Below are 22,739 nucleotides of genomic sequence, written 5' to 3' on the forward strand. Positions count from 1 at the left end.
CAGCATGATGATCTGGCTCGCACCTGCCACTGTAGGAGCGGCCTTGTGCCGCGAAAGGGTCGCAAAGCGGCCCCGGCGGTCTAAGCGCTCACCGGGAGAGGGGCTGCTGCGCAGCCCATTCGCGGCACGAGGCCGCTCCTACAGGGGCGATGTATGGGTCAGAGGCCGTGACTCTGGACTTTACGCCGTCGCCACTGGCGCACCCGCTGCTCCAGCTGCAACGGGCTGTCCAGTTGCTGGCGCCGGGCCTGGCTGAACAGGATCAGCGCCAGCTCCGCGGTCACCTGGGCATCGGCGCTGGCATGGTGGCGAGCCTGGACTTCGAGGCCGAAGCGGGCGATCCAGTCATCCAGGCCGGCTTCGCGCAACACGGTGTCGGGGTTGAGCATCGGCGCCAGTTCCGCCACATCGAGGAACGGATGCTGCAGGCGCAGGCCCAGGCTGTCCTTCACCGCCCGGGCCAGCATGCGCTGGTCGAACGGGGCGTGGAACGCCAGTACCGGGCTGTCGCCAATGAAGTCCATCAGGTCGAGCAGCGCCTCGGCCGGGTCGCAGCCTGCGGCCAGGGCGCTGGGGCCCAGGCCGTGGATCAGCACGCTGGCATTGGTCTTCTGCGAGGGCCGGTGCAGGGTGCGTTCGAACGGGCGACCCAGGGCGATGGCGCCGTCCTCGATGGCCACTGCGCCGATCGACAGCACCTGGTCGCGGTTGAGGTTCAGGCCGCTGGTTTCCAGGTCCAGCACCACCCAGCGCTGTTCACGCAACGAGCACACGCCCAGCGGCGCCGGCCCTGGCAGCATGGCCAGGCGCCGACGCAGCGGGGCGTCGAGTTCGGGGGCGGCGGGGCGCCACCAGGCGAACAGGTTCATAGCTGGTACCGCAGGGCCAGGCTGCTTTGCAGGCGCTGGGCCTGACGCAGGGACTCGCGCAGGATGCGCCGGTCCAGGTGGTTGAGGCTGTCCGGGTCGAGCCGGTTGGAGTAGGGCTGGTTCTCGCGGGTCTGGCGCTGGTGCTGCTGCATGCGGGTCTGCTGGATGAAGTGGTAGGCCTCTTCATAGGCGGCGCCGTCGAGCGGGTCGATGATGCCCTTGGCGATCAGCTGGCGCAGGCGCTCCAGGGTGTTGCAGGCGCTGATGCCGTGGGCCAGGGCCAGCAGCCTGGCGCCATCGACGAACGGAGTCAGGCCCTGCACCTTGAGGTCGAGGGTGGCGGCCTTGTCGTCCCCCTGGCGGGTCAGCACGAACTCGCGCAGGCGCCCGACCGGTGGCCGTTGGCGCAGCGCGTTGTCGGCCAGCATGCGCTGGAAGATGCGGTTGTCGGCGACCTGCTCCAGCAGTCCCTGGCGCAGCTGTTCGCAGCCTTGCTCGTCGCCCCAGACCACGCGCAGGTCGAAGTAGATGCTCGAACCCAGCAGGTTCTCTGGGCTCGCCTCGCGCACGAAGCCGGCGAAGCGTCGTGCCCATTCGCTGCGCGACAGGCACAGCTCGGGGTTGCCGGCCATCACATTGCCCTTGCACAGGGTGAAGCCGCACTGGGCCAGGTTGTGGTTGACCTGTTGGGCCAGCGGCAGCAGCCGGGCGCGGATGGCCTCGGCCTCGACGGCGTCGCGGGCCTCGAAGAGGATGCCGTTGTCCTGGTCGGTGTGCAGCGTCTGCTCGCGGCGGCCTTCGCTGCCGAAGCACAGCCAGCTGAATGGCACGCCCGGGTCGCCGCGTTCGGCGATGGCCAGCTCGATCACCCGGCACACGGTATGGTCGTTGAGCAGGGTGATGATCTGGGTGATCTGGGTCGAGGACGCGCCGTGGGCGAGCATGCGCTCGACCAGCTGGCCGATCTCGCCGCGCAGTGACACCAGGCTGTCCAGGCGTGGCGCATGGCGGATGGTGCGGGCCAGGTGCACCAGGTCGACGCGCTGCAGGGAGAACAGGTCGCGTTCGGAGATCACCCCGCACAGGCGCTGGTTGTCCACCAGGCAGACGTGGGCGATGTGCCGCTCGGTCATGGCCATGGCGGCATCGAAGGCGCTAGCCTGGGGGCTGAGGTGGAACGGCCGGGCGGTCATGTAGCGTTCGATCGGCGCGGTCAGCTCGGCACTGGCGTCGGCCACCACCTGGCGCAGGTCGCGCAGGGTGAAGATGCCGAGGGGATGGCGTTGGCCATCGACGATGATGATGCTGCCGACCTGCTGCTCGTGCATCAGCCCCACCGCCTCGCGCAGCGGCGTGTCCGGCGCGCACACCACCGGATGGCGCAGCGCCAGTTCGCCCAGCGGGGTGTTCAGCGAGTACTGGGTGCCCAGGGTTTCCACGGCGCGCTGGCGCACCTGCTGGTTGACCTGGTCGAGCAGGCTGCTGACCCCGCGCAGGGCGAAGTCGCGGAACACCTCGGACATGGAGAACACGCGAATGAACGCGGCCTTGTCCAGTTGCAGGCAGAAGGTGTCCTCGCCGGCCAGGTGCTCGGTGCGGGTGGCCCGCTCGCCGAGTAACGCGGCCAGCGGGAAGCATTCGCCGCTGGCGATCTCGAAGGTGGTCTCGGTGCCCGGCTTGGTGACATGGTGGCGCTCGCCGACCACGCGGCCCTGCTTGACGATGTAGAAGTGCTCGACCGGGCCGTCGGCAGGCTTGATGATGCTTTCGCCGGCCGCGTAGAAACGCAGCTGGCACTGCTCCACCAGGTAGGCCAGGTGGTTGTGTTCCATCTGGTTGAATGGCGGGAAACGCTGCAGGAATTGCAGGGTGCCCTGGATGTTTTGCAGCACTGCTGTTCTGCCCGCCTGGCTGTAGGCGTCCTTTTTGCTCATGGAACCGACCGCGATAAGTATGTCTGCATATGTAGCGCAGACCTTGTTGTTCTAGGGCTCCATGGTCGGACGACGGCTCTGCGGTGCCCATTGGACGTAAGTCTATAAGGCGAGACGAGCGTTTCGCTGCTTGTCCCGGGTGTCAAATAGCCGACGAAAGGCAGTTTGCATGCGGGGGCTTTGCGGTCTGAACTTGAATAACGGGGTTTTTTTGACGAGACGACCATGGCAGAGCATGACGACATCCTGAGCGACGCCGAGCGAGAGGCGTTGGCCGTGGTGAGTGCACCCGTCGCGCCCAAACCCGTGGTACTGGTGGTGGACGACAACCCGGTGAACAGCGAAGCGCTAAGCCTGTACCTGAAGAGCCGGGGCATCGCCTGCATGACGGCCGACGGTGCGCAGGAGGCGATGTTGAAGCTGCACTATGAGCCGCGTATCGCCCTGATGATCACCGACCTGCGCATGGAGCCCAAGGATGGCCTGGAACTGATCCGCCAGGTTCGTGAGTCGGAGCGGGCGGCGCTGTCGATCATCGTGGTGTCGGGCGACACCGATGTGAAAGAGGCGGTGGACGTGATGCACCTGGGGGTTGTGGATTTCCTGCTCAAGCCGGTGGACCTGGGGAAGCTTCTGGAGCTGGTGCGACGTGAGTTGAGAATGGATCAGGGCTGAAAACGATCGCGGGGCAAGCCCGCTCCCACGCCGGTTGGCATCTGGCGTGGGAGCGGGCTTGCCCCGCGATGCGTTGCTGGCGGCTTACAGCCCGTTGCGGGCCTTGAACTCGCGACGACGACGGTGCAGCACCGGCTCGGTGTAGCCGTTCGGCTGCTTGGCGCCTTCGACTACCAGCTCCACGGCGGCCTGGAACGCGATGTTGTCATCGAAGTTCGGCGCCATCGGGCGGTACAGGGCGTCACCGGCGTTCTGCTTGTCGACCACCGCGGCCATGCGCTTGAGGCTTTCCAGCACCTGCTCCTGGGTGACCACGCCATGGCGCAACCAGTTGGCCAGCAACTGGGCCGAGATGCGCAGGGTGGCGCGGTCTTCCATCAGACCGACATCGTTGATGTCCGGCACTTTCGAGCAACCCACGCCCTGGTCGATCCAACGCACCACGTAGCCGAGAATGCCCTGGGCATTGTTGTCCAGCTCGTTGCGGATCTCGTCGGCCGACCAGTTGGTGTCGGCGGCCAGCGGGATGGTCAGGATGTCATCGACCGAGGCCGGGGTGCGCGAAGCCAGCTCGCGCTGGCGCGCCTGCACATCGACCTTGTGGTAGTGCAGGGCATGCAGGGTGGCGGCGGTCGGTGACGGTACCCAGGCGGTGTTGGCGCCGGCCAGTGGGTGGGCGATCTTCTGCTCGAGCATGGCAGCCATCAGGTCGGGCATGGCCCACATGCCCTTGCCGATCTGCGCGCGGCCCTGCAGGCCGGTGGCCAGGCCGACGTCGACGTTGTTGTTCTCGTAGGCGCCGATCCATTTCTCGTTCTTCATGGCGCCCTTGCGCACCACGGCGCCGGCTTCCATGGAGGTGTGGATCTCGTCACCGGTGCGGTCGAGGAAGCCGGTGTTGATGAACACCACGCGCTCGGCGGCCGCCTTGATGCAGGACTTGAGGTTGACCGTGGTGCGGCGCTCCTCGTCCATGATGCCGACCTTGACGGTGTTGCGCTGCATGCCCAGCAGGTCTTCGACGCGGCTGAAGATCTCGGCGGCGAAGGCCACTTCCTCCGGGCCGTGCATCTTCGGCTTGACGATGTACACGCTGCCGCTGCGGGTGTTCTTGCGGCTGGTGTTGCCGTTGAGGTTGTGCAGGGCGATCAGGTTGGTGAACAGGCCGTCCTGGATGCCCTCGGGGATCTCGTTGCCCTGGGCGTCGAGGATCGCCGGGTTGGTCATCAGGTGACCGACGTTGCGCACGAACAGCAGCGAGCGACCGTGCAGGGTGACGCTGCCACCGTTGGGGGCGGCGTACTCGCGGTCCGGGTTCATGGTGCGGGTGAAGGTCTTGCCGCCCTTGCTGACGCTCTCGGCCAGGTCGCCTTTCATCAGGCCCAGCCAGTTGCGGTAGACGATCACCTTGTCGTCGGCGTCGACAGCGGCGACCGAGTCCTCGCAGTCCATGATGGTGGTCAGCGCCGATTCCATCAGGATGTCCTTCACGCCGGCGGCGTCGGTGCTGCCGACCGGGGTGCTGGCGTCGACCTGGATCTCGAAGTGCAGGCCGTTGTGCTTGAGCAGCACGGCGGTCGGCGCCTTGGCGTCGCCATGGAAGCCGATCAGCTGGGCGTCGTCGCGCAGGCCGCTGTTGCTGCCGCCCTTGAGGGCGACAACGAGCTTGCCGCCTTCGATGCGGTAGCCGGTGGAGTCGACGTGGGAGCCGGCGGCCAGTGGCGCGGCTTCGTCGAGGAAGGCGCGGGCGAAGGCGATGACCTTGTCGCCGCGCAGCTTGTTGTAACCCTGGCCTTTCTCGGCGCCGCCCTCATCGCTGATGACATCGGTGCCGTAGAGGGCGTCATACAGCGAACCCCAGCGAGCGTTGGCGGCGTTCAGGGCGAAGCGGGCGTTCATCACCGGCACCACCAGCTGCGGGCCGGCCATGACGGCGATTTCTTCATCGACGTTCTGGGTGGTGGCCTGGAAGTCCTCGGCCTGCGGCAGCAGGTAGCCGATTTCCCCGAGGAACGCCTTGTACGCCGCGGCGTCGTGGGGCTGGCCCTTGCGTGCCTGGTGCCAGGCGTCGATCTTCGCTTGGAGCTCGTCGCGCTTGGCGAGCAGGGCTTTGTTCTTGGGAGCGAGGTCGTTGATGATCTTCTCGGCACCGGCCCAGAACTGCTCGGCGTTGATGCCGGTCCCCGGAATGGCTTCGTTGTTGACGAAGTCGAACAGGACCTTGGCGACCTGAAGGCCACCGACTTGAACGTATCCAGTCATTGCTTGCCTCACCTCTGCTCAGCTATTTCGCTTTCGCTCTTCTGTATTAAGCCTGTAGCGCTTCTCTAAACACGGCACCAGTGCATGCCCGCGTGCTCCGGGGGCGGCTGGGTGCGGCTCGCCAGACGGGCCGGCGGGCGGTTGGCGTATTTTCACAGGCGCCTTGGCAGACATCGAAACGACGTTTTGTAGTCCGCGTCGACGCATACTACATGAAGCAGCAGGCAGGTGAACATCAGACTAAAAGCGTCGCTCTGCGACCGATTGGTCGCATGGGGTCACGCTGGGAGACGACATGTTCGCAAAAAACAGGTGGATTGTTCCAGATAAATCTTGAAACAGTACACGATTGATTGCCGTGACTGTCCTGCGGCAGGTTGCCGCGCCTTGCCTATACTGATTCGATCCCCGTATTTCGGTCGCCTGGGGCGGCCTTCGCAGACGAATGAAGGAGTGGCCCGTGGACCATCTCGTACTCACCGTGATCGCCCCGGACAAGGCCGGGCAGGTCGAGCGTATCGCCCAGTGCATCGCCGATCACAATGGCAACTGGCTGGAAAGCCGCATGTCGCGCATGGCCGGGCAGTTCGCCGGGATCCTGCGGGTGGCGGTGCCAGCGGAGAACTACGCCGAACTGGTCGAGTCGCTGCAGAAACTGGGTGACCACGGTATCCGTGTACTCATTGCCGAAAGCGGGATCGAGCCGTCCTGCACCTGGAAGCCGATCGCCATGGAACTGGTGGGCAACGACCGGCCGGGTATCGTCCGTGATATCACCCGCTTGCTGGCCGAGCAAGGGGTGAACGTCGAGCGCCTGAGCACCGAGGTGCGGCCGGCGCCGATGAGCAGCGAGCCGCTGTTCCATGCCGATGCGTTGCTGGCATTGCCGTTGACCTTGTCGTTGGACGATCTGCAGGCGCGGCTGGAGAGCCTGGCGGATGATCTGATGGTGGAGTTGCGGTTGCGGCCGGAGGAGTGATTTAGGAACGCCGGGGCTGCTTTGCAGCCCTTTCGCGGCACAAGGCCGCTCCTACAAGGGAACGCGATCAACTGTAGGAGCGGCCTTGTGCCGCGAACGGGGTGCGCAGCGCCCCTCGGTGGTTATCCCTATTTATCGGGGGAGACCCTGTGGATAACCTGGGGGCGCTCCCCGCCAGCCCAACAATCACGAGGCCTGGCGAGATTTGAGCAAAAAACGTCCACTATTCAGTAGCTTGTGCACAAACGCCGTGGACGAGGGTGTGGATAACCTTTGGAGCGCTTGCTGCAGCCCACGTCCCCCGTGGTCTGCAGCAATATGATCATTTTTTGATCAGGCGCGCTTGCGCAAACTCAGCCAGGCATCGACGCTGTAGACAGCCAGCCCTGCCCAGATAAAGGCGAACGCCATCAAGGTGCTCGACGACAGGTGTTCGTCGAACAGCAACACTGCCTGCAGCAGCACCAGGGTCGGTGCCAGGTATTGCAGGAAGCCCAGCGTGGTATAGGGCAGGTGGCGGGCAGCGGCGTTGAAGCACACCAGCGGCACCAGGGTCACCGGGCCGGCGGCGATCAGCCACAGCGCTTCGCTGCTGCTGAAGAACTCAGGGCTGGCGCTGCTGGCCGTCGGGTGCAGCAGCAACCAGCCGATGGCAATGGGCACCAGCATCCAGGTCTCGACCACCAGCCCCGGCAGCGCCGCCACCGGTGCCTGTTTGCGTATCAAGCCATAGAAGCCGAACGACAGCGCCAACGCCAGCGACACCCAGGGCAGGCTGCCGACCTGCCACACCTGCTGCGCTACGCCCAGGGCCGCGAGGGCCACCGCCAGCCATTGCAGGCGGCGCAGGCGTTCGCCGAGCAGCAGCATGCCCAGCAGCACGTTGATCAGCGGGTTGATGTAGTAGCCCAGGCTGGCCTCGAGCATGCGCCCATTGTTCACCGCCCATACGTAGGTCAGCCAGTTGCCGGCGATCAGCGCGCCGCTGAGCGCGAGGATCGCCAGGCGCCGCGGGTTGTCGCGCAGTTCGCGCCACCAGCCGGGGTGTTTCCACACCAGCAGCAGGAGCGAGCCGAACAGGGCCGACCAGAGCACGCGGTGGACGATGATCTCCACCGCCGGAACGCTCTGGATCGCTTTGAAGTACAGGGGGAACAGGCCCCAGATGATGTAGGCGCCGAGGCCCAGGAGGTACCCGCGGCGCGGGTTGGCGGCGTGCATGCAGAATCCTTGCTTAGGTAGCTAAATAAAGCGACGCCTATTGTAGACAGAGCGCGGCGTAGACCTAGAACAATTTCAACGGTTGTTCATCGAGCGCGGCGATCTGTTCGCGCAGGGCGAGTATCTGGTCGCCCCAGTAGCGCGGCTGGCCGAACCAGGGGAAGCTCGGCGGGAACGCCGGATCGTCCCAGCGCCGCGCCAGCCAGGCGCTGTAGTGCAACTGGCGCAGGGCGCGCAGTGGCTCGATCAGGGCCAGCTCACGCGGGTCGAAGTCGTGGAACTCGTTGTAGCCGTCGATCAGTTCGGCCAGTTGGCCGAGCCGCTCTTCGCGGCCGCCGGCGAGCATCATCCACAGGTCCTGGACGGCCGGGCCCATGCTGCAGTCGTCGAGGTCGACCACGTGGTAGACGTCGTCACGGTGCATCAGGTTGCCGGGGTGCAGGTCGCCGTGCAGGCGGATCAGCTGGTGCGGGGTGCGGGCGTAGATATCCTCGATCCGCTTGAGCAGGTCGCGGGCCACCGATTCATAGGCCGGCAGCAACTCGCGGGGCACGAAATTGCCGTCGAGCAAGGTCTTGAGCGAGGCGTGGCCAAAGTTGTCCACAGCCAGGGCTTCACGGTGCTCGAAGGGTTTGCTCGCACCTACCGCGTGCAGTCGCCCGAGCAGCTGCCCGAGGCGATAGAGCTGGTCGAGGTTGCCCGGCTCCGGGGCATGGCCGCCACGGCGCGGGAACAGGGTGAAGCGAAAACCCTGGTGCTCGAACAGGGAGCGGTCTTCGTGCAGCAGTGGCGCCACCACCGGCACTTCGCACTCGGCCAGCTCGCGGGTGAAGGCGTGTTCCTCGAGGATCGCCGCGTCGCTCCAGCGCCCAGGGCGATAGAACTTGGCGATCAGCGGCTGCGCGTCCTCGATGCCCACCTGGTAGACGCGGTTCTCGTAGCTGTTGAGCGCCAGCACCCGGGCGTCGCTGAGAAAACCGAGGCTTTCCACGGCGTCCAGCACGAGGTCGGGGGTGAGGGTGTCGAAGGGGTGGGACATGAAAGGCTCCGGTCGCTGGGACTGCGGCCTGCATGTTACCCCAATCCCAAGGCTGGCCCGCTCATGAGTCGATGCAGGCATGGGAGATCACCCAGCCCTTTTGGGCTGCGCGGTCGCACAGGGCGCCAGGTTGCGACCATCAACAGCGTGGGAGCGGGCTTGCCCCGCGATCCGGGCGCGTAGCGCACGGCCAGACTAGACCGGCACCCCCAGCAACACGAACGACGGATGAAACTGTACCCGCAGGGCGCTCCCCGGCTGGACCTGCTGCAGCTCCAGCCAGGCCGCCTCGGCGATGGCGCACAAGGTCTGGCCATTGCCCAGCGCCAGGCGCACTTCGCCCGGCCCGCCTTCTTCGATCAGCACCTCCTCGACCTTGGCCTTCAGGCAGTTGCTCCCAGGCTCCGGCGTCTCATCCGCGCCCAGCAACCGCACCCATCCGGCCTTGAGCAGCGCCACCACCGTCCCCCCCCACGCCAGTTCCAGCCGCTCGGTACTGCCCCGGGTGATCAAGGCCTCGATCTCCAGCCCGCCACCCAGGTCCAGGCTGACGCGGTCATGCCGGCCTTCGCGGCGCAGCCCGCTGATCCGTCCCTGCAACTGGTTGCGCGCACTGGTGCGCAGCATCAGGCGGCCGAGCAGGTCGAGGTCGCTGCTGTCCTCGGCGGATTCGAGAATCTCCGCCTGCAGCGCCTGCAGGCGCTGGTACAGGCGCAATACCCGCTCGCCTTCGGCGGACAGCCGTGCGCCACCGCCGCCGCGACCGCCGGTGCTGCGTTCCACCAGGGGCTGCGCCGCCAGGTTGTTGAGTTCGTCGATGGCGTCCCAGGCGGCTTTGTAGCTGATGCCCGCGGCCTTGGCGGCGCGGGTGATCGAGCCCTGTTCGGCGACATGCTGCAACAGGGCGATGCGCTGTGGACGACGGACGATGTGCTGGGTGAGCAGGGCAGGCAGGGACATGGGTGGGCATCGGGTGTGGTGTAGGTCCCGCGACGTTGCCGCCGTCACCGGGGCAAGTCAAGCCTGGCCCGGCCTGGGCGTGCGCGCCAGGCAGTAGATGTCGACCCGCCGGGCGCCGGCCTGGCGCAGCAGCCGGGCGATGGCCTGGGCGGTCGCCCCGGTGGTCAGCACGTCATCGACCATTGCCAGGTGCAGGCCGTCTAGCTCGCAGCCGGGGGCAAGGGCGAAGGCCTGACGCAGGTTGCGTTGCCGGGCCCGGGCGCCGAGGGCCTGCTGCGCCGGGGTATCGCGCACACGCTGGAGCAGGCCCTCGTCACAGGGCAGGCGCAGTTGCCCGGCGAGCCAGCGGGCGAGCATCGCCGCCTGGTTGAAGCCGCGCTGGCGCAGTCGACGCCTGGCCAGCGGCACCGGCAACAGGCGGTCCGGCCGTGGCAGACCTTCGTTGTAGCGGTGCGTCAGGCTGTGCCCGAGCAACTGCGCCAGCAACCGCCCCAGCGGCCACTGGCTGTTGTGCTTGAAACGGCTGACCAGGGTGTCGATGGGAAAACCGTAATGCCAGGGCGCGATCACTCGGCTGAATGCGGGAGGGCGGCGGCTGCAGCCACCGCAGAGAAGGCCGTCGATGGGTAGGGGCAACGCGCAGCGGCGGCACTGCTCGTCCAGCCATGGCAGTGCCTGTTCGCAGGCGCTGCACAAGGGATAGGGCTGCTCGGCAGGCTCGTCGCAGAGCAAACAGATCTGGTCGTTATTTGTACAGATGTAAACCAGCGGGTTCTTGATTGGTTGACAGTGCATGAGGCCTTCCGTAACTATGCGAGCTATCCGTGATGCGCTGGTGGGTTTTCCTGTCCCGGCGTCAGTCAGACCATAGATAAGGAAACGCCGATGAGCGCCAGCGCAATTGCAACCACACGTCACGACTGGTCCCTGGCCGAGGTCAAGGCCCTGTTCCAGCAGCCGTTCAACGACCTGCTGTTCCAGGCCCAGACCATGCACCGCGCGCACTTCGACCCCAATCGCGTGCAGGTTTCCACGCTGCTGTCGATCAAGACCGGCGCCTGCCCGGAAGATTGCAAATATTGTCCGCAGTCCGGCCACTACAACACCGGGCTGGAAAAACAGAAGCTGATGGAAGTGCAGAAAGTGCTGGAAGAGGCCGCCCGGGCCAAGGCCATCGGTTCGACCCGCTTCTGCATGGGCGCGGCGTGGAAGCACCCGTCGGCCAAGGACATGCCCTACGTGCTGGAGATGGTCAAAGGGGTCAAGGCCATGGGCCTGGAAACCTGCATGACCCTCGGCAAGCTCGACCAGGAGCAGACCCAGGCCCTGGCCCAGGCCGGCCTGGACTACTACAACCACAACCTCGACACCTCGCCGGAGTTCTACGGCAGCATCATCACCACCCGCACCTACAGCGAGCGCCTGCAGACCCTGGCCTATGTGCGCGATGCCGGCATGAAGATCTGCTCCGGCGGCATCCTCGGTATGGGCGAGTCTCTGGACGACCGCGCCGGCCTCTTGATCCAGCTGGCCAACCTGCCCGAGCACCCGGAATCGGTGCCGATCAACATGCTGGTCAAGGTCGCCGGCACGCCGCTGGCCGATGAAGAGGACGTCGATCCGTTCGATTTCATCCGCATGCTGGCCGTGGCCCGGATCCTCATGCCCAAGTCCCATGTGCGCCTGTCGGCCGGTCGCGAGCAGATGAACGAGCAGATGCAGGCCCTGGCGTTCATGGCCGGCGCCAACTCGATCTTCTACGGCGAGAAACTGCTGACCACCGGCAACCCGCAGGCCGACAAGGACATGCAGCTGTTTGCCCGCCTCGGTATCCAGCCGGAAGCCCGTGAGGAGCACGCTGACGAAGTGCACCAGGCCGCCATCGAGCAGGCGCTGGTCGAGCAGCGCAGCAGCGAGTTGTTCTACGACGCAGCCTCGGCCTGAGCATGGCCTTCGATCTCGCCGCGCGGCTGGCCGAACGGCGTGCCGCCGACCTGTATCGCCAGCGACCGCTGCTTGAAAGCCCGCAGGGGCCGCAGGTGGTGGTCGATGGCCAGCCGCTGCTGGCCTTCTGCAGTAACGACTACCTGGGCCTGGCCAATCACCCCGAGGTGATCAAGGCCTGGCGCGACGGCGCCGAACGCTGGGGTGTCGGCGGCGGTGCCTCGCACCTGGTGATCGGCCACAGCACCCCGCACCATCAGGTGGAGGAGGCGCTGGCCGAGCTGACGGGCCGGCCGCGCGCGCTGCTGTTCTCCACCGGCTACATGGCCAACCTCGGCGCGATCACCGCGCTGGTCGGGCAGGGCGACACGGTGCTGCAGGACCGCCTCAACCACGCCTCCCTGCTCGACGGTGGACTGCTCAGTGGCGCCCGCTTCAGCCGCTACCTGCACAACGACCCGGCCAGCCTGGCCAGCCGCCTGGACAAGGCCAGCGGCAACACCCTGGTTGTCACCGACGGCGTGTTCAGCATGGATGGCGACTGCGCCGACCTGCCGGCCCTGGCCAAGGAGGCCCGCGCACGCGGTGCCTGGCTGATGGTCGATGACGCTCATGGCCTGGGAACCTTGGGCGCCAATGGCGGTGGCCTGGTCGAGCATTGCGGCCTGGGTGTCGAGGACGTGCCGGTGCTGATCGGCACGCTGGGCAAGGCCTGCGGTACCTCCGGCGCCTTCGTCGCCGGCAGCGAGGAGCTGATCGAGGCGCTGGTGCAGTTCGCACGGCCCTACATCTACACCACCAGCCAGCCACCGGCACTGGCCTGCGCCACGCTCAAGGCCCTGGACTTGCTGCGTCGCGAACACTGGCGGCGCGAACACCTGGCCGCGCTGATCCGGCAGTTCCGCACGGGCGCCGAGCAGATAGGCCTGACCCTGATGGACAGCTACACCGCGATCCAGCCGATCCTGATCGGCGATGCGGGGCGGGCGCTGGCATTGTCCCGTTTGCTGCGCGAGCGCGGGCTGCTGGTCACGGCGATTCGCCCGCCCACCGTGCCCGCCGGCAGCGCCCGCCTGCGGGTGACCCTGAGCGCTGCCCACAGTGAGGCGCAGGTGCAGCTATTGTTGAATGCATTGGCCGAGTGTTATCCACAGCTGGAGTCCGCCGATGCGTAACCGACTGATCCTCCTGCCCGGCTGGGGCCTGGGCACCGCTTCACTGGAGCCGCTGGCCGCCAGCCTGCGCGCCCAGGATCCACGCCTGCAGGTCGAGTTGATGCCGCTGCCGGAACTGGCCCACAGCGATGTCCAGGCCTGGGTCGACCATCTCGACCGCAAGCTGCCGACCGACGTGTGGCTGGGCGGCTGGTCGCTCGGCGGCATGCTTGCCAGCGCCCTGGCGCACCAGCGCGGCGACCACTGCTGCGGCTTGCTCACCCTGGCCAGCAACCCCAGCTTCGTGGCCCGGCCGGACTGGCCGCACGGCATGCCCGCCGACACCTTCGGCACCTTCCTCGACGGCTGCCGCAGCCACACCCATGTCACCCTCAAGCGCTTCCGCACCCTGTGCAGCGAGGGCGCGCAGCAACCCCGCACCTTGCTGCGGCAGCTGGGGGTGGGCGTGCCCGACACCGATCCGCTGTACCTGGCCACCGGACTGGAAGTGCTGGCCAGCCTCGATACCCGCACCGCCCTGGAGCAATACGGCGGCCCGCAGCTGCACCTGTTCGCCGGCAGTGACGCGCTGGTGCCGGTGGAAGCAGCCAAGGCCCTGAGCGACCTGCTGCCCGACGTGGAAGTCGGCCTGGTCGAAGACAGTTCCCACGCCTTCCTGCTGGAGTATCCCCAGGAGCTGGCGGCGGGCATCAAGAGTTTCCTGCATGAGAGTGGCGATGACTGACCTTTCCCAGCCCACCCTGCCCGGCACCTTGCCGGACAAGCGCCAGGTGGCGGCTTCGTTTTCCCGCGCCGCGTCCAGCTATGACAGCGTCGCGGCCTTGCAGCGCGCGGTAGGCATGGCGCTGCTGGAAAAGCTGCCCAGCGACCTTGCGCCTGCGCGCTGGCTGGACATGGGCAGCGGCACCGGCCATTTCAGCCGGGTGCTGACCGAGCGTTTCGCGCAATCGAGTGGCGTGGCGGTGGATATCGCCGAAGGCATGTTGCGCCATGCCCGTGAGCAGGGCGGCGCCCGGCACCATGTGGCGGGTGACGCCGAGCGCCTGCCGTTGCGCGATGGTTGTGTCGACCTGTTGTTCAGCAGCCTGGCGGTGCAGTGGTGCGGTCAGTTCGCCAGCGTGCTGGGCGAGGCGCGGCGGGTGCTGCGCCCAGGCGGTGTGCTGGCCTTCAGCAGCCTGTGCGTGGGTACCCTGGATGAGTTGCGCGCCAGCTGGCAGGCCGTGGATGGCATGGTGCACGTCAATCGCTTCCGGCGTTTCGAGGATTACCAGCGCCTGTGCGGTGACAGCGGGCTGGAGCTGATCGACCTGGAGCGGCGCCCCCACGTGCTGCATTATCCCGACGTGCGCAGCCTGACCCATGAACTCAAGGCGCTGGGTGCGCACAACCTCAACCCGGGGCGTCCGTCGGGGCTCACCGGTCGGGCGCGGATGCAGGGGCTGTTGCAGGCCTACGAACAGTACCGCCAGGCGCAAGGCCTGCCGGCCACCTACCAGGTGGTCTACGGCGTCCTGCGCAAGCCGTTGGACGGGGAGCAGTGACATGAGCCAGGCCTATTTCATTGCCGGCACCGACACCGATGTCGGCAAGACCACCATCGCCGCAGGTTTGCTGCATGCAGCGCGGCAGCTGGGGTTGAGCACCCTGGCGGCCAAGCCGGTGGCGTCCGGGTGCGTGGTGACGGCCAAGGGGCTGCGCAACAGCGACGCCTTGGCGCTGATCGACGAAAGCTCGGTCAAGCTGCCCTATGAAGCGGTCAATCCCTTCGCCTTCGAGCCGGCCATCGCCCCGCATGTGGCGGCCCGCGAGGCCGGGGTGGCGCTGAGCGTGCCGGCGCTGCGCGATGCCATGCAGCAGGTGCTGGCGCAGCACGCCGACTTCACCTTGATCGAAGGCGCCGGTGGCTGGCGCGTGCCGCTGTCCGACCATGCCAACCTGTCGGACTTGGCCATCGCCTTGAAGCTACCGGTGATCCTGGTGGTGGGGGTGCGCCTGGGGTGCATCAACCACGCCTTGCTGAGCGCCGAGGCGATCGCCCGGGACGGCCTGCAACTGGCGGGATGGGTGGCGAACATCGTCGATCCGCGTACATCGCGCCTGGAAGAAAACCTGTCCAGCCTGGCCGAGCGCCTGCCCGCGCCATGCCTGGGACGGGTGCCGTGGTTGAAGCAGGCTGGCGCGGACGCGGTGGCTGCGCATTTGCAGCTGGACCTGCTGGATTAGGCCTTTGCCTATTAGCTGGCACTAGGCTATTAGGGATTTAAACGGGCCTTTTTCCCGATGTGCTGCTTTAATAAGGCCTGTTCCTCATCCAGCGTCATGGAGTCCTGACATGGAAATCAATGCGAGCTCCGCCTTCTACGCGGGCCTGGGTGCCATCCAGAACGGCCAGAACCGTGTCGACCAGGCCGCCCAGCAGATCGCCAGCGGCGCTGTCGAGCGTGGCACCAGCGGGCAGTCCACCGAATACCAGGCCGAGCGCCTGCGTGGTGTCGACCGCAGCCAGCAACTGGACCTGGCCACCAGTACCGTGCAACTGGCCCTGGGCAAGCACGAAGTCGAACTCGGTGCCAAAGTCGCCAAGGCTTCCGATGAAATGCTCGGTCGGTTCATCGACACCTACGTCTGACCCGCTGAAACACATTCGCTTACTTCGCGGGGCAAGCCCGCTTCCATTCGTGGGAGCGGGCTTGCCCCGCGATGCGTTTGAGGGTGCTTGGCGTAAATGTCATATTCGGCGGCGTAAATGCCATTGTTAGCCCACCTTGACAGCGAGGCCACCTAAACGTAAGTTTCAAACAACTGTTTGACCGAAAGCCGCAAAGAGCTGGTCGGTATCCGCGGTCTCCCCACCGAACTCATCACAGAGGTTCATCGCAATGCCTGATTACAAAGCCCCCTTGCGTGATATCCGCTTCGTCCGCGACGAGCTGCTCGGCTATGAGGCGCACTATCAGAGCCTGCCGGGCTGCCAGGACGCCACGCCCGACATGGTCGACGCGATCCTGGAAGAAGGCGCGAAGTTCTGTGAAGAGGTGCTGGCCCCGCTGAACCGCGTCGGCGACCTGGAAGGCTGCACCTGGAGCGAGTCGGGTGTGAAGACCCCGACCGGCTTCAAGGAAGCCTACCAGCAGTTCGTCGAAGGCGGCTGGCCGAGCCTGGCCCACGATGTCGAGCACGGCGGCCAGGGCCTGCCCGAGTCGCTGGGCCTGGCCCTGAGCGAAATGGTCGGTGAGTCGAACTGGTCGTGGGGCATGTACCCGGGCCTGTCCCATGGCGCGATGAACACCATCTCCGCCCATGGCACCCCCGAGCAGCAGCACACCTACCTGACCAAGCTGGTGTCCGGTGAGTGGACCGGCACCATGTGCCTGACCGAGCCACACTGCGGCACCGACCTGGGCATGCTGCGCACCAAGGCCGAACCTCAGGCCGACGGCAGCTACAAGGTTTCCGGCACCAAGATCTTCATCTCGGCCGGTGAGCACGACATGGCCGACAACATCGTCCACATCGTCCTGGCCCGCCTGCCCGACGCTCCGGCCGGCACCAAGGGTATCTCGCTGTTCATCGTGCCGAAGTTCCTGCCCAACGCCGAAGGCGGCGCGGGCGAGCGCAACGGCGTGAGCTGTGGCTCCCTCGAGCACAAGATGGGCATCCACGGCAACGCCACCTGTGTGATGAACTTCGACGGCGCCACCGGCTACCTGATCGGCCCGGCCAACAAAGGCCTGAACTGCATGTTCACCTTCATGAACACCGCTCGCCTGGGTACCGCGCTGCAAGGCCTGGCCCACGCCGAGGTGGCGTTCCAGGGTGGCCTGAAGTACGCCCGTGACCGCCTGCAGATGCGCTCGCTGACCGGTCCGAAAGCACCGGACAAGGCCGCTGACCCGATCATCGTCCACCCGGACGTGCGTCGCATGCTGCTGACCATGAAGGCCTTCGCCGAAGGCAACCGCGCGATGGTGTACTTCACCGCCAAGCAGGTGGACATCGTCAAGTACAGCCAGGACGAGGAAGAGCGCAAGAAGGCCGACGCCCTGCTGGCCTTCCTGACCCCGATCGCCAAGGCGTTCATGACCGAAGTCGGCTTCGAGGCCGCCAACCACGGCGTCCAGATCTACGGCGGCCATGGCTTCATCGCCGAGTGGGGCATGGAGCAGAACGTGCGCGACAGCCGTATCTCCATGCTGTACGAAGGCACCACCGGCATCCAGGCCCTCGACCTGCTCGGCCGTAAAGTGCTGATGACCCAGGGCGAGGCGCTCAAGGGCTTCACCAAGATCGTCCACAAGTTCTGCCAGGGGCAGGAAGGCAACGCCGCCACCAAGGAGTTCGTCGAGCCGTTGGCGGCGATCAACAAGGAGTGGGGCGAGCTGACCATGAAGATCGGCATGGCCGCGATGAAGGACCGCGAGGAAGTGGGTGCTGCTTCGGTGGACTACCTGATGTACTCCGGCTACGCGTGCCTGGCCTACTTCTGGGCCGACATCGCCCGCCTGGCCGCCGAGAAACTGGCAGCCGGTACCAGCGAAGAGGCGTTCTACACCGCCAAGCTGCAGACTGCGCGCTTCTACTTCCAGCGCATCCTGCCGCGTACCCGCTCGCACGTGGCGGCGATCCTGTCCGGTGCCAACAACCTGATGGCGATGAAGGAAGAAGACTTCGGTCTGTCCATCTAAGCCGGTTGGTTGTACGAAAAACCGCCTGCCCTTACCGGCAGGCGGTTTTTTTTCGCCCGGACTTTAACGCGTGCCCTCTGTAGGAGCGGCCTTGTGCCGCGAAAGGGCTGCGCAGCAGCCCCAGGATTTCAGCATTGATGCAAAGATCGCCGGGGCTGCTCTGCAGCCCTTTCGCGACACAAGGCCGCTCCTACAGGGATCGGGCGAAATCAGGAATGTCGCATCCAGTAACGAGAAAGTCTCAAGCTTGGCCCCTGATCTGCCGTTAAAGCGGGCATCTGTATTCATCTATTCATGTGCACTGCCGATGAAGTAGGGGCACAATGCCATTATTGATCTGCCGGGTCGGAGATTACCCTTGTTTCGTCTATCCGCTGTACGCGCGAGCCACTTCCTGCCTTCGCTGATTCTATTGCTGGCAGGGCTTGCGGCAGCCTATGTGAGGGACCTCAGCGTCTTCTTCACATCGCTGTTCAACGTTCTACCCACCTTGGTGCTGCTGCTGGGTGGCGCCTACTGCGCCGTGTACCGCCGCCAGCGCGAGCTGTTCCTGATGGTCACGGTGTACATCGCCTATTTCCTGCTCGATACCCAGACCGATTTCTACCGCGACAACGGCCGGGTCCGCGAGGATGCGGCGGTGATCTTCCACCTGGTGTGCCTGCTGCTGCCGGCGCTGTTCGGCCTGTACGGGGCGTGGCAGGAACGCACCCACCTGGCCCAGGACCTGCTGGCACGCTTCGCCGTACTGTTCGCGGTGAGCAGCGTGGCGGTGGCGCTGGAGCAGAGTTTCCCCGAGGCACTGCTGGGCTGGCTGGCCGAGATCCGCTGGCCCGCGCTGCATGGCCAGTGGATGAGCCTGATCCAGCTGGCCTACGCCCTGTTCCTGGCGGTGTTCATCCTGCTGGTGGTGCAGTACCTGCGTGAGCCCAGACCCTTGCATGCCGCGCAGATCATCGGCCTGATCGGCATCTTCTGGATGTTGCCCAAGACCTTCATCCTGCCGTTCACCCTGAACATCATGTGCAGCCAGGTGATGTTGATGATCGCCGCCGCGGTGTCCCACGAGGCCTACCAGATGGCCTTCCGCGACGAGCTGACCGGCCTGCCCGGGCGGCGCGCCCTGAACGAGCGCATGCAGCGCCTGGGGCGCAACTATGTGATCGCCATGACCGACGTCGACCACTTCAAGAAATTCAACGACACCCACGGCCACGACGTCGGTGACCAGGTATTGCGCCTGGTCGCCAGCCGCCTGTCCAAGGTGACCGGTGGCGGGCGCGCCTATCGCTACGGCGGCGAGGAGTTCGCCCTGGTGTTCGCCGGCAAGACTGCCGAAGAGTGCCTGCCGCACCTGGAGTCGGTGCGCGAGATGATCGCCAACTACGCCATCCAGCTGCGTGACCAGAACAGCCGTCCGCAGGATGATTCCACCGGGCGCCAGCGTCGTGGCGCAGGGGCCAATACCACGGTGTCGGTGACCATCAGCATCGGCGTCGCCGAGCGCCAGGTCGAGCACCGCAATCCCGACGAAGTGCTCAAGTCCGCCGACCAGGCGCTGTACAGCGCCAAGGGCGCGGGGCGCAACTGTGTCATGACCTTCGGCCAGCAATCGCGGCGCGGGGCCGTGCGCATGGCGTGAATTATCGTGTGACCATGTAAGACTATTCGGTCGCATGATGACCCTATGTCTCGTAAAAGTTGTTCGGTTACACTGCGGTCATCCCAGTGCCGCGGCCCCGACGGGCCGCCCCGACCCCGATAGCGAGAGGTTGTCATGGCTGAATATAAAGCGCCCCTGCGCGATATGCGCTTCGTCCTCAATGAAGTCTTCGACGTGGCCACGCTCTGGTCGCAACTGCCCGGTCTGGCCGAGGCCGTCGATGCGGACACGGCCATGGCCGTGCTGGAGGAGGCCGGCAAGGTCACCGGCAAGACCATCGCGCCGCTGAGCCGCGCCGCCGACGAAGAGGGTTGCCACTGGGACAACGGTTCGGTGCGTACCCCGGCGGGCTTCATCGAGGCCTACCAGACTTACGCCGAAGGGGGCTGGGTCGGCGTTGGTGGTGATCCGCTCTTCGGTGGCATGGGCATGCCCAAGGTCGTCTCGGCCCAGGTCGAGGAGATGGTCAACGCCTCGAGCCTGGCCTTCGGCCTGTACCCGATGCTGACCGCCGGCGCCTGCCTGTCGATCAACGCCCACGCCAGTGAAGCGCTCAAGGAAAAGTACCTGCCGAACATGTACGCCGGCGTCTGGGCCGGTTCCATGTGCCTTACCGAGCCTCACGCCGGTACCGACCTGGGCATCATCCGCACCAAGGCCGAACCGCAGGCCGATGGCAGCTACAAGGTCAGCGGCACCAAGATCTTCATCACCGGCGGTGAGCACGACCTCACCGAGAACATCATCCACCTGGTGCTGGCCAAGCTGCCGGATGCCCCGGCGGGTCCGAAAGGCATCTCGCTGTTCCTGGTGCCCAAGTTCCTGGTCAATGAAGATGGCAGCCTCGGCGCACGCAACCCGGCCACCTGCGGCTCGATCGAGCACAAGATGGGTATCCAGGGCTCGGCCACCTGCGTGATGAACTTCGACGAAGCGGTCGGCTACATCGTTGGTGAGCCGAACAAGGGCCTGGCGGCGATGTTCACCATGATGAACTACGAGCGCCTGGGGGTCGGTATCCAGGGCCTGGCTTCGGCCGAGCGCTCCTACCAGAACGCCGTGGAGTACGCCCGCGACCGTCTGCAGAGCCGTGCCCCGACCGGCCCGCAGGCCAAGGACAAGGTGGCCGACCCGATCATCGTCCACCCGGACGTGCGCCGCATGCTGCTGACCATGAAGGCGCTGACCGAAGGCGGTCGCGCGTTCTCCACCTATGTGGCGATGCAGCTCGACAGCGCCAAGTACAGCGAAGACGTCGCGGTCCGCAAGCGCAGCGAGGAGCTGGTGGCGCTGCTGACCCCGGTGGCCAAGGCCTTCCTCACCGACCTGGGCCTGGAGTGCACCGTGCATGGCCAGCAGGTCTTCGGCGGCCATGGCTACATCCGCGAGTGGGGCCAGGAGCAGCTGGTGCGTGATGTGCGCATCACCCAGATCTACGAAGGCACCAACGGTATCCAGGCCCTGGACCTGGTAGGTCGCAAGGTGGTGGCCAGCGGCGGCGCCTACTACACGCTGTTCGCCGACGAGATCCGCCAGTTCATCGCCACCGCCGGCGGCGAGCTGGGTGAATTCACCAAGCCGCTGGCGGCATCCCTTGACCAGCTCGACGAGCTGACCGCCTGGGTGCTGGACCAGGCCAAGGGCAACCCCAACGAAATCGGCGCGGCCTCGGTCGAGTACCTGCACGCGTTCGGCTATGTCGCCTATGCCTACATGTGGGCACTGATGGCGCGTGCGGCCAAGGCCGGTGAAGGGGATGCCGACTTCTACGGCGCCAAGCTGGGCACGGCGCGCTTCTACTTCGCACGCCTGCTGCCACGGCTTCACTCGCTGGTGGCATCGGTGAAGGCGGGGAGCGAGTCGCTGTACCTGCTGGACGCCGCGCAGTTCTGACCATATTTGGGGCTGCTTTGCAGCCCATCGCGGCACAAGGCCGCTCCTACAAGGGGGATGCAATCCGTCTGTAGGGGCGGCCTTTTGTTTTGTCAGGGCGGCGTGTTTGCGAATGGGCTGCTTTTGTAAGCTTTGGCTTACACGACGTGGTGACGTTTCGCCTCTTTCCTAAGATTGGATCCACGGTTACTCTTTCTTACATGGACGTAGCGCAGGACGCGCAATGGACAGAGCAGGACGCCTTACACGGAAGTAGCGCAGGAAGCGCGAAAAGATAGAACAGGGACACGAAGGATTTCCTGCCAGGATGGCGGGATGATAGGGATGTCGAAGGGAAACAGTCTGGAAAACCCCGCTTAGGCGGGGTTTTCTTTGTGCGCGTGTTTTTCAGCCGAGCACGTCCAGTGGCGAGACACCCAGCTGACGCGGGTCGGCTTCCTCTTCCAGCAAGGTCCGCAGCAGCTCCACCGACGCCTGCTGGCGCTGGGCATCGCGGAACACCAGGCCGACCTTGAGCGGAACCCGCGGCTCGCTCAGGGGCTTCCACAGCAGTTCCTGCTCGTCCTGCGCGGCATCCTTGGCCCGGCCCGGCAGGATGGTCGCCAGCGCCGTGTGCGCCAGGCTGTCGAGGATCCCCGCCATGTTGTTCATCTCGGCCTGCACCTGGGGCCTGCGGCCCTGGCTGGCCAGCTGCGCCTTCCAGATCTGGCGGATCTGGAACTCCTCGCCGAGCATCAGCATCGGCAGCTCCGCCGCCTGGCGGATCGAGACCTTCTTGAAGTCTTTCAGCGGGTGGGTCCTGGGGATCACCAGCTGCAGTTCGTCCTCGTACAGCAGCAGGCCGTGCAGCCCGGGCTGGCGCGGCGGCAGGTAGCTGATGCCGATGTCCAGGCCGCCATTGAGCAGGCGCCGCTCGATCTCCGACCCCGACAGTTCATAGATCTGCACCACCAGATGCGGCTGGGCCTTGCGCACCCGCTCCAGCAACTGCGGCACCAGGCTCGGCCGCACGGTCTGCAGCACGCCGATGGCCAGGGTGCGCAGCGACTGGCCCTTGAAGTTGCCCATGGCCTCGTGGGCCCGTTGCAGGCCGTCGAGCAGGGGCACGGCGTGGTTGTACAGCGTGTGAGCGGCCAGCGTGGGCAGCAGGCGCTTGTTGCTGCGCTCGAACAGGCTCAGGTCGAGGCTGTGCTCCAGCTGGCGGATCTGCTGCGACAGTGCCGGCTGCGACAGTGACAGACGCTCGGCGGCACGGCCCACATGGCCTTCTTCGTAGACCGCGACGAAGTAACGCAGTTGGCGAAAATCCATAAGTAATACTTATCGAAAAAGCTGGAAAAACGAAATGGCCGGGAATCGGCCGGAAGCCTAGTCTATCGCCGTATTCCAACGGGTTACAGCGGTCATAAAGGCGATTGTTACCCCGGATGAAAAACACTT

Annotated in this window: 19 protein-coding genes; 11 read left to right on the forward strand and 8 right to left on the reverse strand. The window is 65.7% G+C overall.

The genetic code is table 11. The features are described 5' to 3' along the window. Window positions 1–158 precede the first annotated feature (158 nt). The gene (locus tag VUG52_RS02095; protein ID WP_050703469.1) at window positions 159–869 is read right to left on the reverse strand and encodes a 3'-5' exonuclease; all 711 of its coding nucleotides are present in this window, start codon (window positions 867–869) and stop codon (window positions 159–161) included. Further along, entirely contained in the window at window positions 866–2,803 is a 1,938-nt protein-coding gene (locus VUG52_RS02100; RefSeq protein ID WP_050703470.1) for a putative nucleotidyltransferase substrate binding domain-containing protein, read from the reverse strand. The genes VUG52_RS02095 and VUG52_RS02100 overlap by 4 nt, the downstream gene beginning before the upstream one ends. Window positions 2,804–3,028: 225 nt before the next feature. On the opposite strand from VUG52_RS02100, the gene VUG52_RS02105 reads away from it, so the two are divergent. Further along, a complete protein-coding gene (locus tag VUG52_RS02105; RefSeq protein ID WP_050703471.1) occupies window positions 3,029–3,478 on the forward strand; it encodes a response regulator in 450 nt (149 codons plus the stop codon). An 84-nt stretch (window positions 3,479–3,562) separates the two neighbouring features. On the opposite strand, the gene VUG52_RS02110 is transcribed toward VUG52_RS02105, so the two are convergent. Next, on the reverse strand, window positions 3,563–5,740 hold the full coding sequence (locus tag VUG52_RS02110) for a malate synthase G (protein WP_050703472.1): 2,178 nt from the start codon (window positions 5,738–5,740) through the stop codon (window positions 3,563–3,565). A 460-nt stretch (window positions 5,741–6,200) separates the two neighbouring features. Here VUG52_RS02110 and VUG52_RS02115 point away from each other — a divergent pair, with 460 nt between their 5' ends. After that, window positions 6,201–6,719 (forward strand): glycine cleavage system protein R, encoded by a 519-nt coding sequence (locus VUG52_RS02115; protein ID WP_050703473.1) that lies wholly within the window; start codon window positions 6,201–6,203, stop codon window positions 6,717–6,719. Between the two features lie 333 nt (window positions 6,720–7,052). Here the strand turns inward: VUG52_RS02115 and rarD are convergent, their stop codons facing one another. From rarD to VUG52_RS02135, 4 genes are all read right to left on the reverse strand, one after another. Further along, window positions 7,053–7,940, reverse strand: a complete 888-nt coding sequence (rarD, locus tag VUG52_RS02120) for an EamA family transporter RarD (RefSeq protein WP_050703474.1) — start codon at window positions 7,938–7,940, stop codon at window positions 7,053–7,055. A gap of 64 nt (window positions 7,941–8,004) precedes the next feature. After that, window positions 8,005–8,979: a serine/threonine protein kinase gene (locus VUG52_RS02125; protein WP_050703475.1), complete on the reverse strand. Its 975-nt coding sequence runs from the start codon at window positions 8,977–8,979 to the stop codon at window positions 8,005–8,007. Between the two features lie 195 nt (window positions 8,980–9,174). Continuing rightward, window positions 9,175–9,939 carry a TOBE domain-containing protein gene (locus VUG52_RS02130; RefSeq protein WP_050703476.1) on the reverse strand — a complete coding sequence of 255 codons (765 nt, stop codon included), beginning with the start codon at window positions 9,937–9,939 and terminating at the stop codon, window positions 9,175–9,177. 57 nt (window positions 9,940–9,996) lie between these two features. Continuing rightward, on the reverse strand, window positions 9,997–10,734 hold the full coding sequence (locus tag VUG52_RS02135; RefSeq protein ID WP_050703477.1) for a ComF family protein: 738 nt from the start codon (window positions 10,732–10,734) through the stop codon (window positions 9,997–9,999). Window positions 10,735–10,824: 90 nt separating this feature from the next. Here VUG52_RS02135 and bioB point away from each other — a divergent pair, with 90 nt between their 5' ends. The 9 genes from bioB to VUG52_RS02180 all read left to right on the forward strand — a co-directional run bounded on the left by bioB (window position 10,825) and on the right by VUG52_RS02180 (window position 21,299). After that, window positions 10,825–11,883, forward strand: a complete 1,059-nt coding sequence (gene bioB, locus VUG52_RS02140; RefSeq protein WP_050703478.1) for a biotin synthase BioB — start codon at window positions 10,825–10,827, stop codon at window positions 11,881–11,883. A 2-nt stretch (window positions 11,884–11,885) separates the two neighbouring features. Further along, entirely contained in the window at window positions 11,886–13,058 is a 1,173-nt protein-coding gene (gene bioF, locus VUG52_RS02145) for an 8-amino-7-oxononanoate synthase (protein ID WP_050703479.1), read from the forward strand. Continuing rightward, complete coding sequence (locus tag VUG52_RS02150) at window positions 13,051–13,782, forward strand: alpha/beta fold hydrolase (RefSeq protein ID WP_050703480.1); 732 nt, start codon at window positions 13,051–13,053, stop codon at window positions 13,780–13,782. The genes bioF and VUG52_RS02150 overlap by 8 nt, the downstream gene beginning before the upstream one ends. Continuing rightward, entirely contained in the window at window positions 13,775–14,599 is an 825-nt protein-coding gene (bioC, locus tag VUG52_RS02155; protein WP_220689965.1) for a malonyl-ACP O-methyltransferase BioC, read from the forward strand. The genes VUG52_RS02150 and bioC overlap by 8 nt, the downstream gene beginning before the upstream one ends. Before the next feature lies 1 nt (window position 14,600). Continuing rightward, a complete protein-coding gene (gene bioD / locus VUG52_RS02160; RefSeq protein WP_028689066.1) occupies window positions 14,601–15,281 on the forward strand; it encodes a dethiobiotin synthase in 681 nt (226 codons plus the stop codon). 109 nt (window positions 15,282–15,390) lie between these two features. Further along, a complete protein-coding gene (locus tag VUG52_RS02165) occupies window positions 15,391–15,687 on the forward strand; it encodes a hypothetical protein (RefSeq protein WP_050703481.1) in 297 nt (98 codons plus the stop codon). A gap of 250 nt (window positions 15,688–15,937) precedes the next feature. After that, window positions 15,938–17,743, forward strand: coding sequence for a phenylacyl-CoA dehydrogenase (locus VUG52_RS02170; protein ID WP_050703482.1), 1,806 nt, complete (start codon window positions 15,938–15,940; stop codon window positions 17,741–17,743). A gap of 358 nt (window positions 17,744–18,101) precedes the next feature. After that, a complete protein-coding gene (locus VUG52_RS02175) occupies window positions 18,102–19,385 on the forward strand; it encodes a GGDEF domain-containing protein (RefSeq protein ID WP_050703483.1) in 1,284 nt (427 codons plus the stop codon). A 135-nt stretch (window positions 19,386–19,520) separates the two neighbouring features. Further along, window positions 19,521–21,299: an acyl-CoA dehydrogenase C-terminal domain-containing protein gene (locus tag VUG52_RS02180; RefSeq protein ID WP_050703484.1), complete on the forward strand. Its 1,779-nt coding sequence runs from the start codon at window positions 19,521–19,523 to the stop codon at window positions 21,297–21,299. Window positions 21,300–21,686: 387 nt separating this feature from the next. Here the strand turns inward: VUG52_RS02180 and VUG52_RS02185 are convergent, their stop codons facing one another. Next, window positions 21,687–22,610, reverse strand: coding sequence for a LysR family transcriptional regulator (locus VUG52_RS02185; RefSeq protein WP_050703485.1), 924 nt, complete (start codon window positions 22,608–22,610; stop codon window positions 21,687–21,689). Between the last annotated feature and the right edge of the window lie 129 nt (window positions 22,611–22,739).

Source organism: Pseudomonas sp. LH21, from assembly GCF_036549575.1.
GTDB lineage: Bacteria > Pseudomonadota > Gammaproteobacteria > Pseudomonadales > Pseudomonadaceae > Aquipseudomonas > Aquipseudomonas peradeniyensis.

What these genes read in the sequence shown, in the direction of transcription:
- VUG52_RS02125 (WP_050703475.1), bottom strand. Translation starts at nt 8,979, where the DNA reads ATGTCCCACCCCTTCGACACCCTCACCCCCGACCTCGTGCTGGACGCC.
- VUG52_RS02185 (WP_050703485.1), bottom strand. Translation starts at nt 22,610, where the DNA reads ATGGATTTTCGCCAACTGCGTTACTTCGTCGCGGTCTACGAAGAAGGC.
- VUG52_RS02130 (WP_050703476.1), bottom strand. Translation starts at nt 9,939, where the DNA reads ATGTCCCTGCCTGCCCTGCTCACCCAGCACATCGTCCGTCGTCCACAG.
- VUG52_RS02135 (WP_050703477.1), bottom strand. Translation starts at nt 10,734, where the DNA reads ATGCACTGTCAACCAATCAAGAACCCGCTGGTTTACATCTGTACAAAT.
- VUG52_RS02180 (WP_050703484.1), top strand. Translation starts at nt 19,521, where the DNA reads ATGGCTGAATATAAAGCGCCCCTGCGCGATATGCGCTTCGTCCTCAAT.
- VUG52_RS02110 (WP_050703472.1), bottom strand. Translation starts at nt 5,740, where the DNA reads ATGACTGGATACGTTCAAGTCGGTGGCCTTCAGGTCGCCAAGGTCCTG.
- VUG52_RS02100 (WP_050703470.1), bottom strand. Translation starts at nt 2,803, where the DNA reads ATGAGCAAAAAGGACGCCTACAGCCAGGCGGGCAGAACAGCAGTGCTG.
- VUG52_RS02150 (WP_050703480.1), top strand. Translation starts at nt 13,051, where the DNA reads ATGCGTAACCGACTGATCCTCCTGCCCGGCTGGGGCCTGGGCACCGCT.
- VUG52_RS02095 (WP_050703469.1), bottom strand. Translation starts at nt 869, where the DNA reads ATGAACCTGTTCGCCTGGTGGCGCCCCGCCGCCCCCGAACTCGACGCC.
- bioB (WP_050703478.1), top strand. Translation starts at nt 10,825, where the DNA reads ATGAGCGCCAGCGCAATTGCAACCACACGTCACGACTGGTCCCTGGCC.
- VUG52_RS02170 (WP_050703482.1), top strand. Translation starts at nt 15,938, where the DNA reads ATGCCTGATTACAAAGCCCCCTTGCGTGATATCCGCTTCGTCCGCGAC.
- VUG52_RS02105 (WP_050703471.1), top strand. Translation starts at nt 3,029, where the DNA reads ATGGCAGAGCATGACGACATCCTGAGCGACGCCGAGCGAGAGGCGTTG.
- bioD (WP_028689066.1), top strand. Translation starts at nt 14,601, where the DNA reads ATGAGCCAGGCCTATTTCATTGCCGGCACCGACACCGATGTCGGCAAG.
- rarD (WP_050703474.1), bottom strand. Translation starts at nt 7,940, where the DNA reads ATGCACGCCGCCAACCCGCGCCGCGGGTACCTCCTGGGCCTCGGCGCC.
- bioC (WP_220689965.1), top strand. Translation starts at nt 13,775, where the DNA reads ATGACTGACCTTTCCCAGCCCACCCTGCCCGGCACCTTGCCGGACAAG.
- VUG52_RS02165 (WP_050703481.1), top strand. Translation starts at nt 15,391, where the DNA reads ATGGAAATCAATGCGAGCTCCGCCTTCTACGCGGGCCTGGGTGCCATC.
- bioF (WP_050703479.1), top strand. Translation starts at nt 11,886, where the DNA reads ATGGCCTTCGATCTCGCCGCGCGGCTGGCCGAACGGCGTGCCGCCGAC.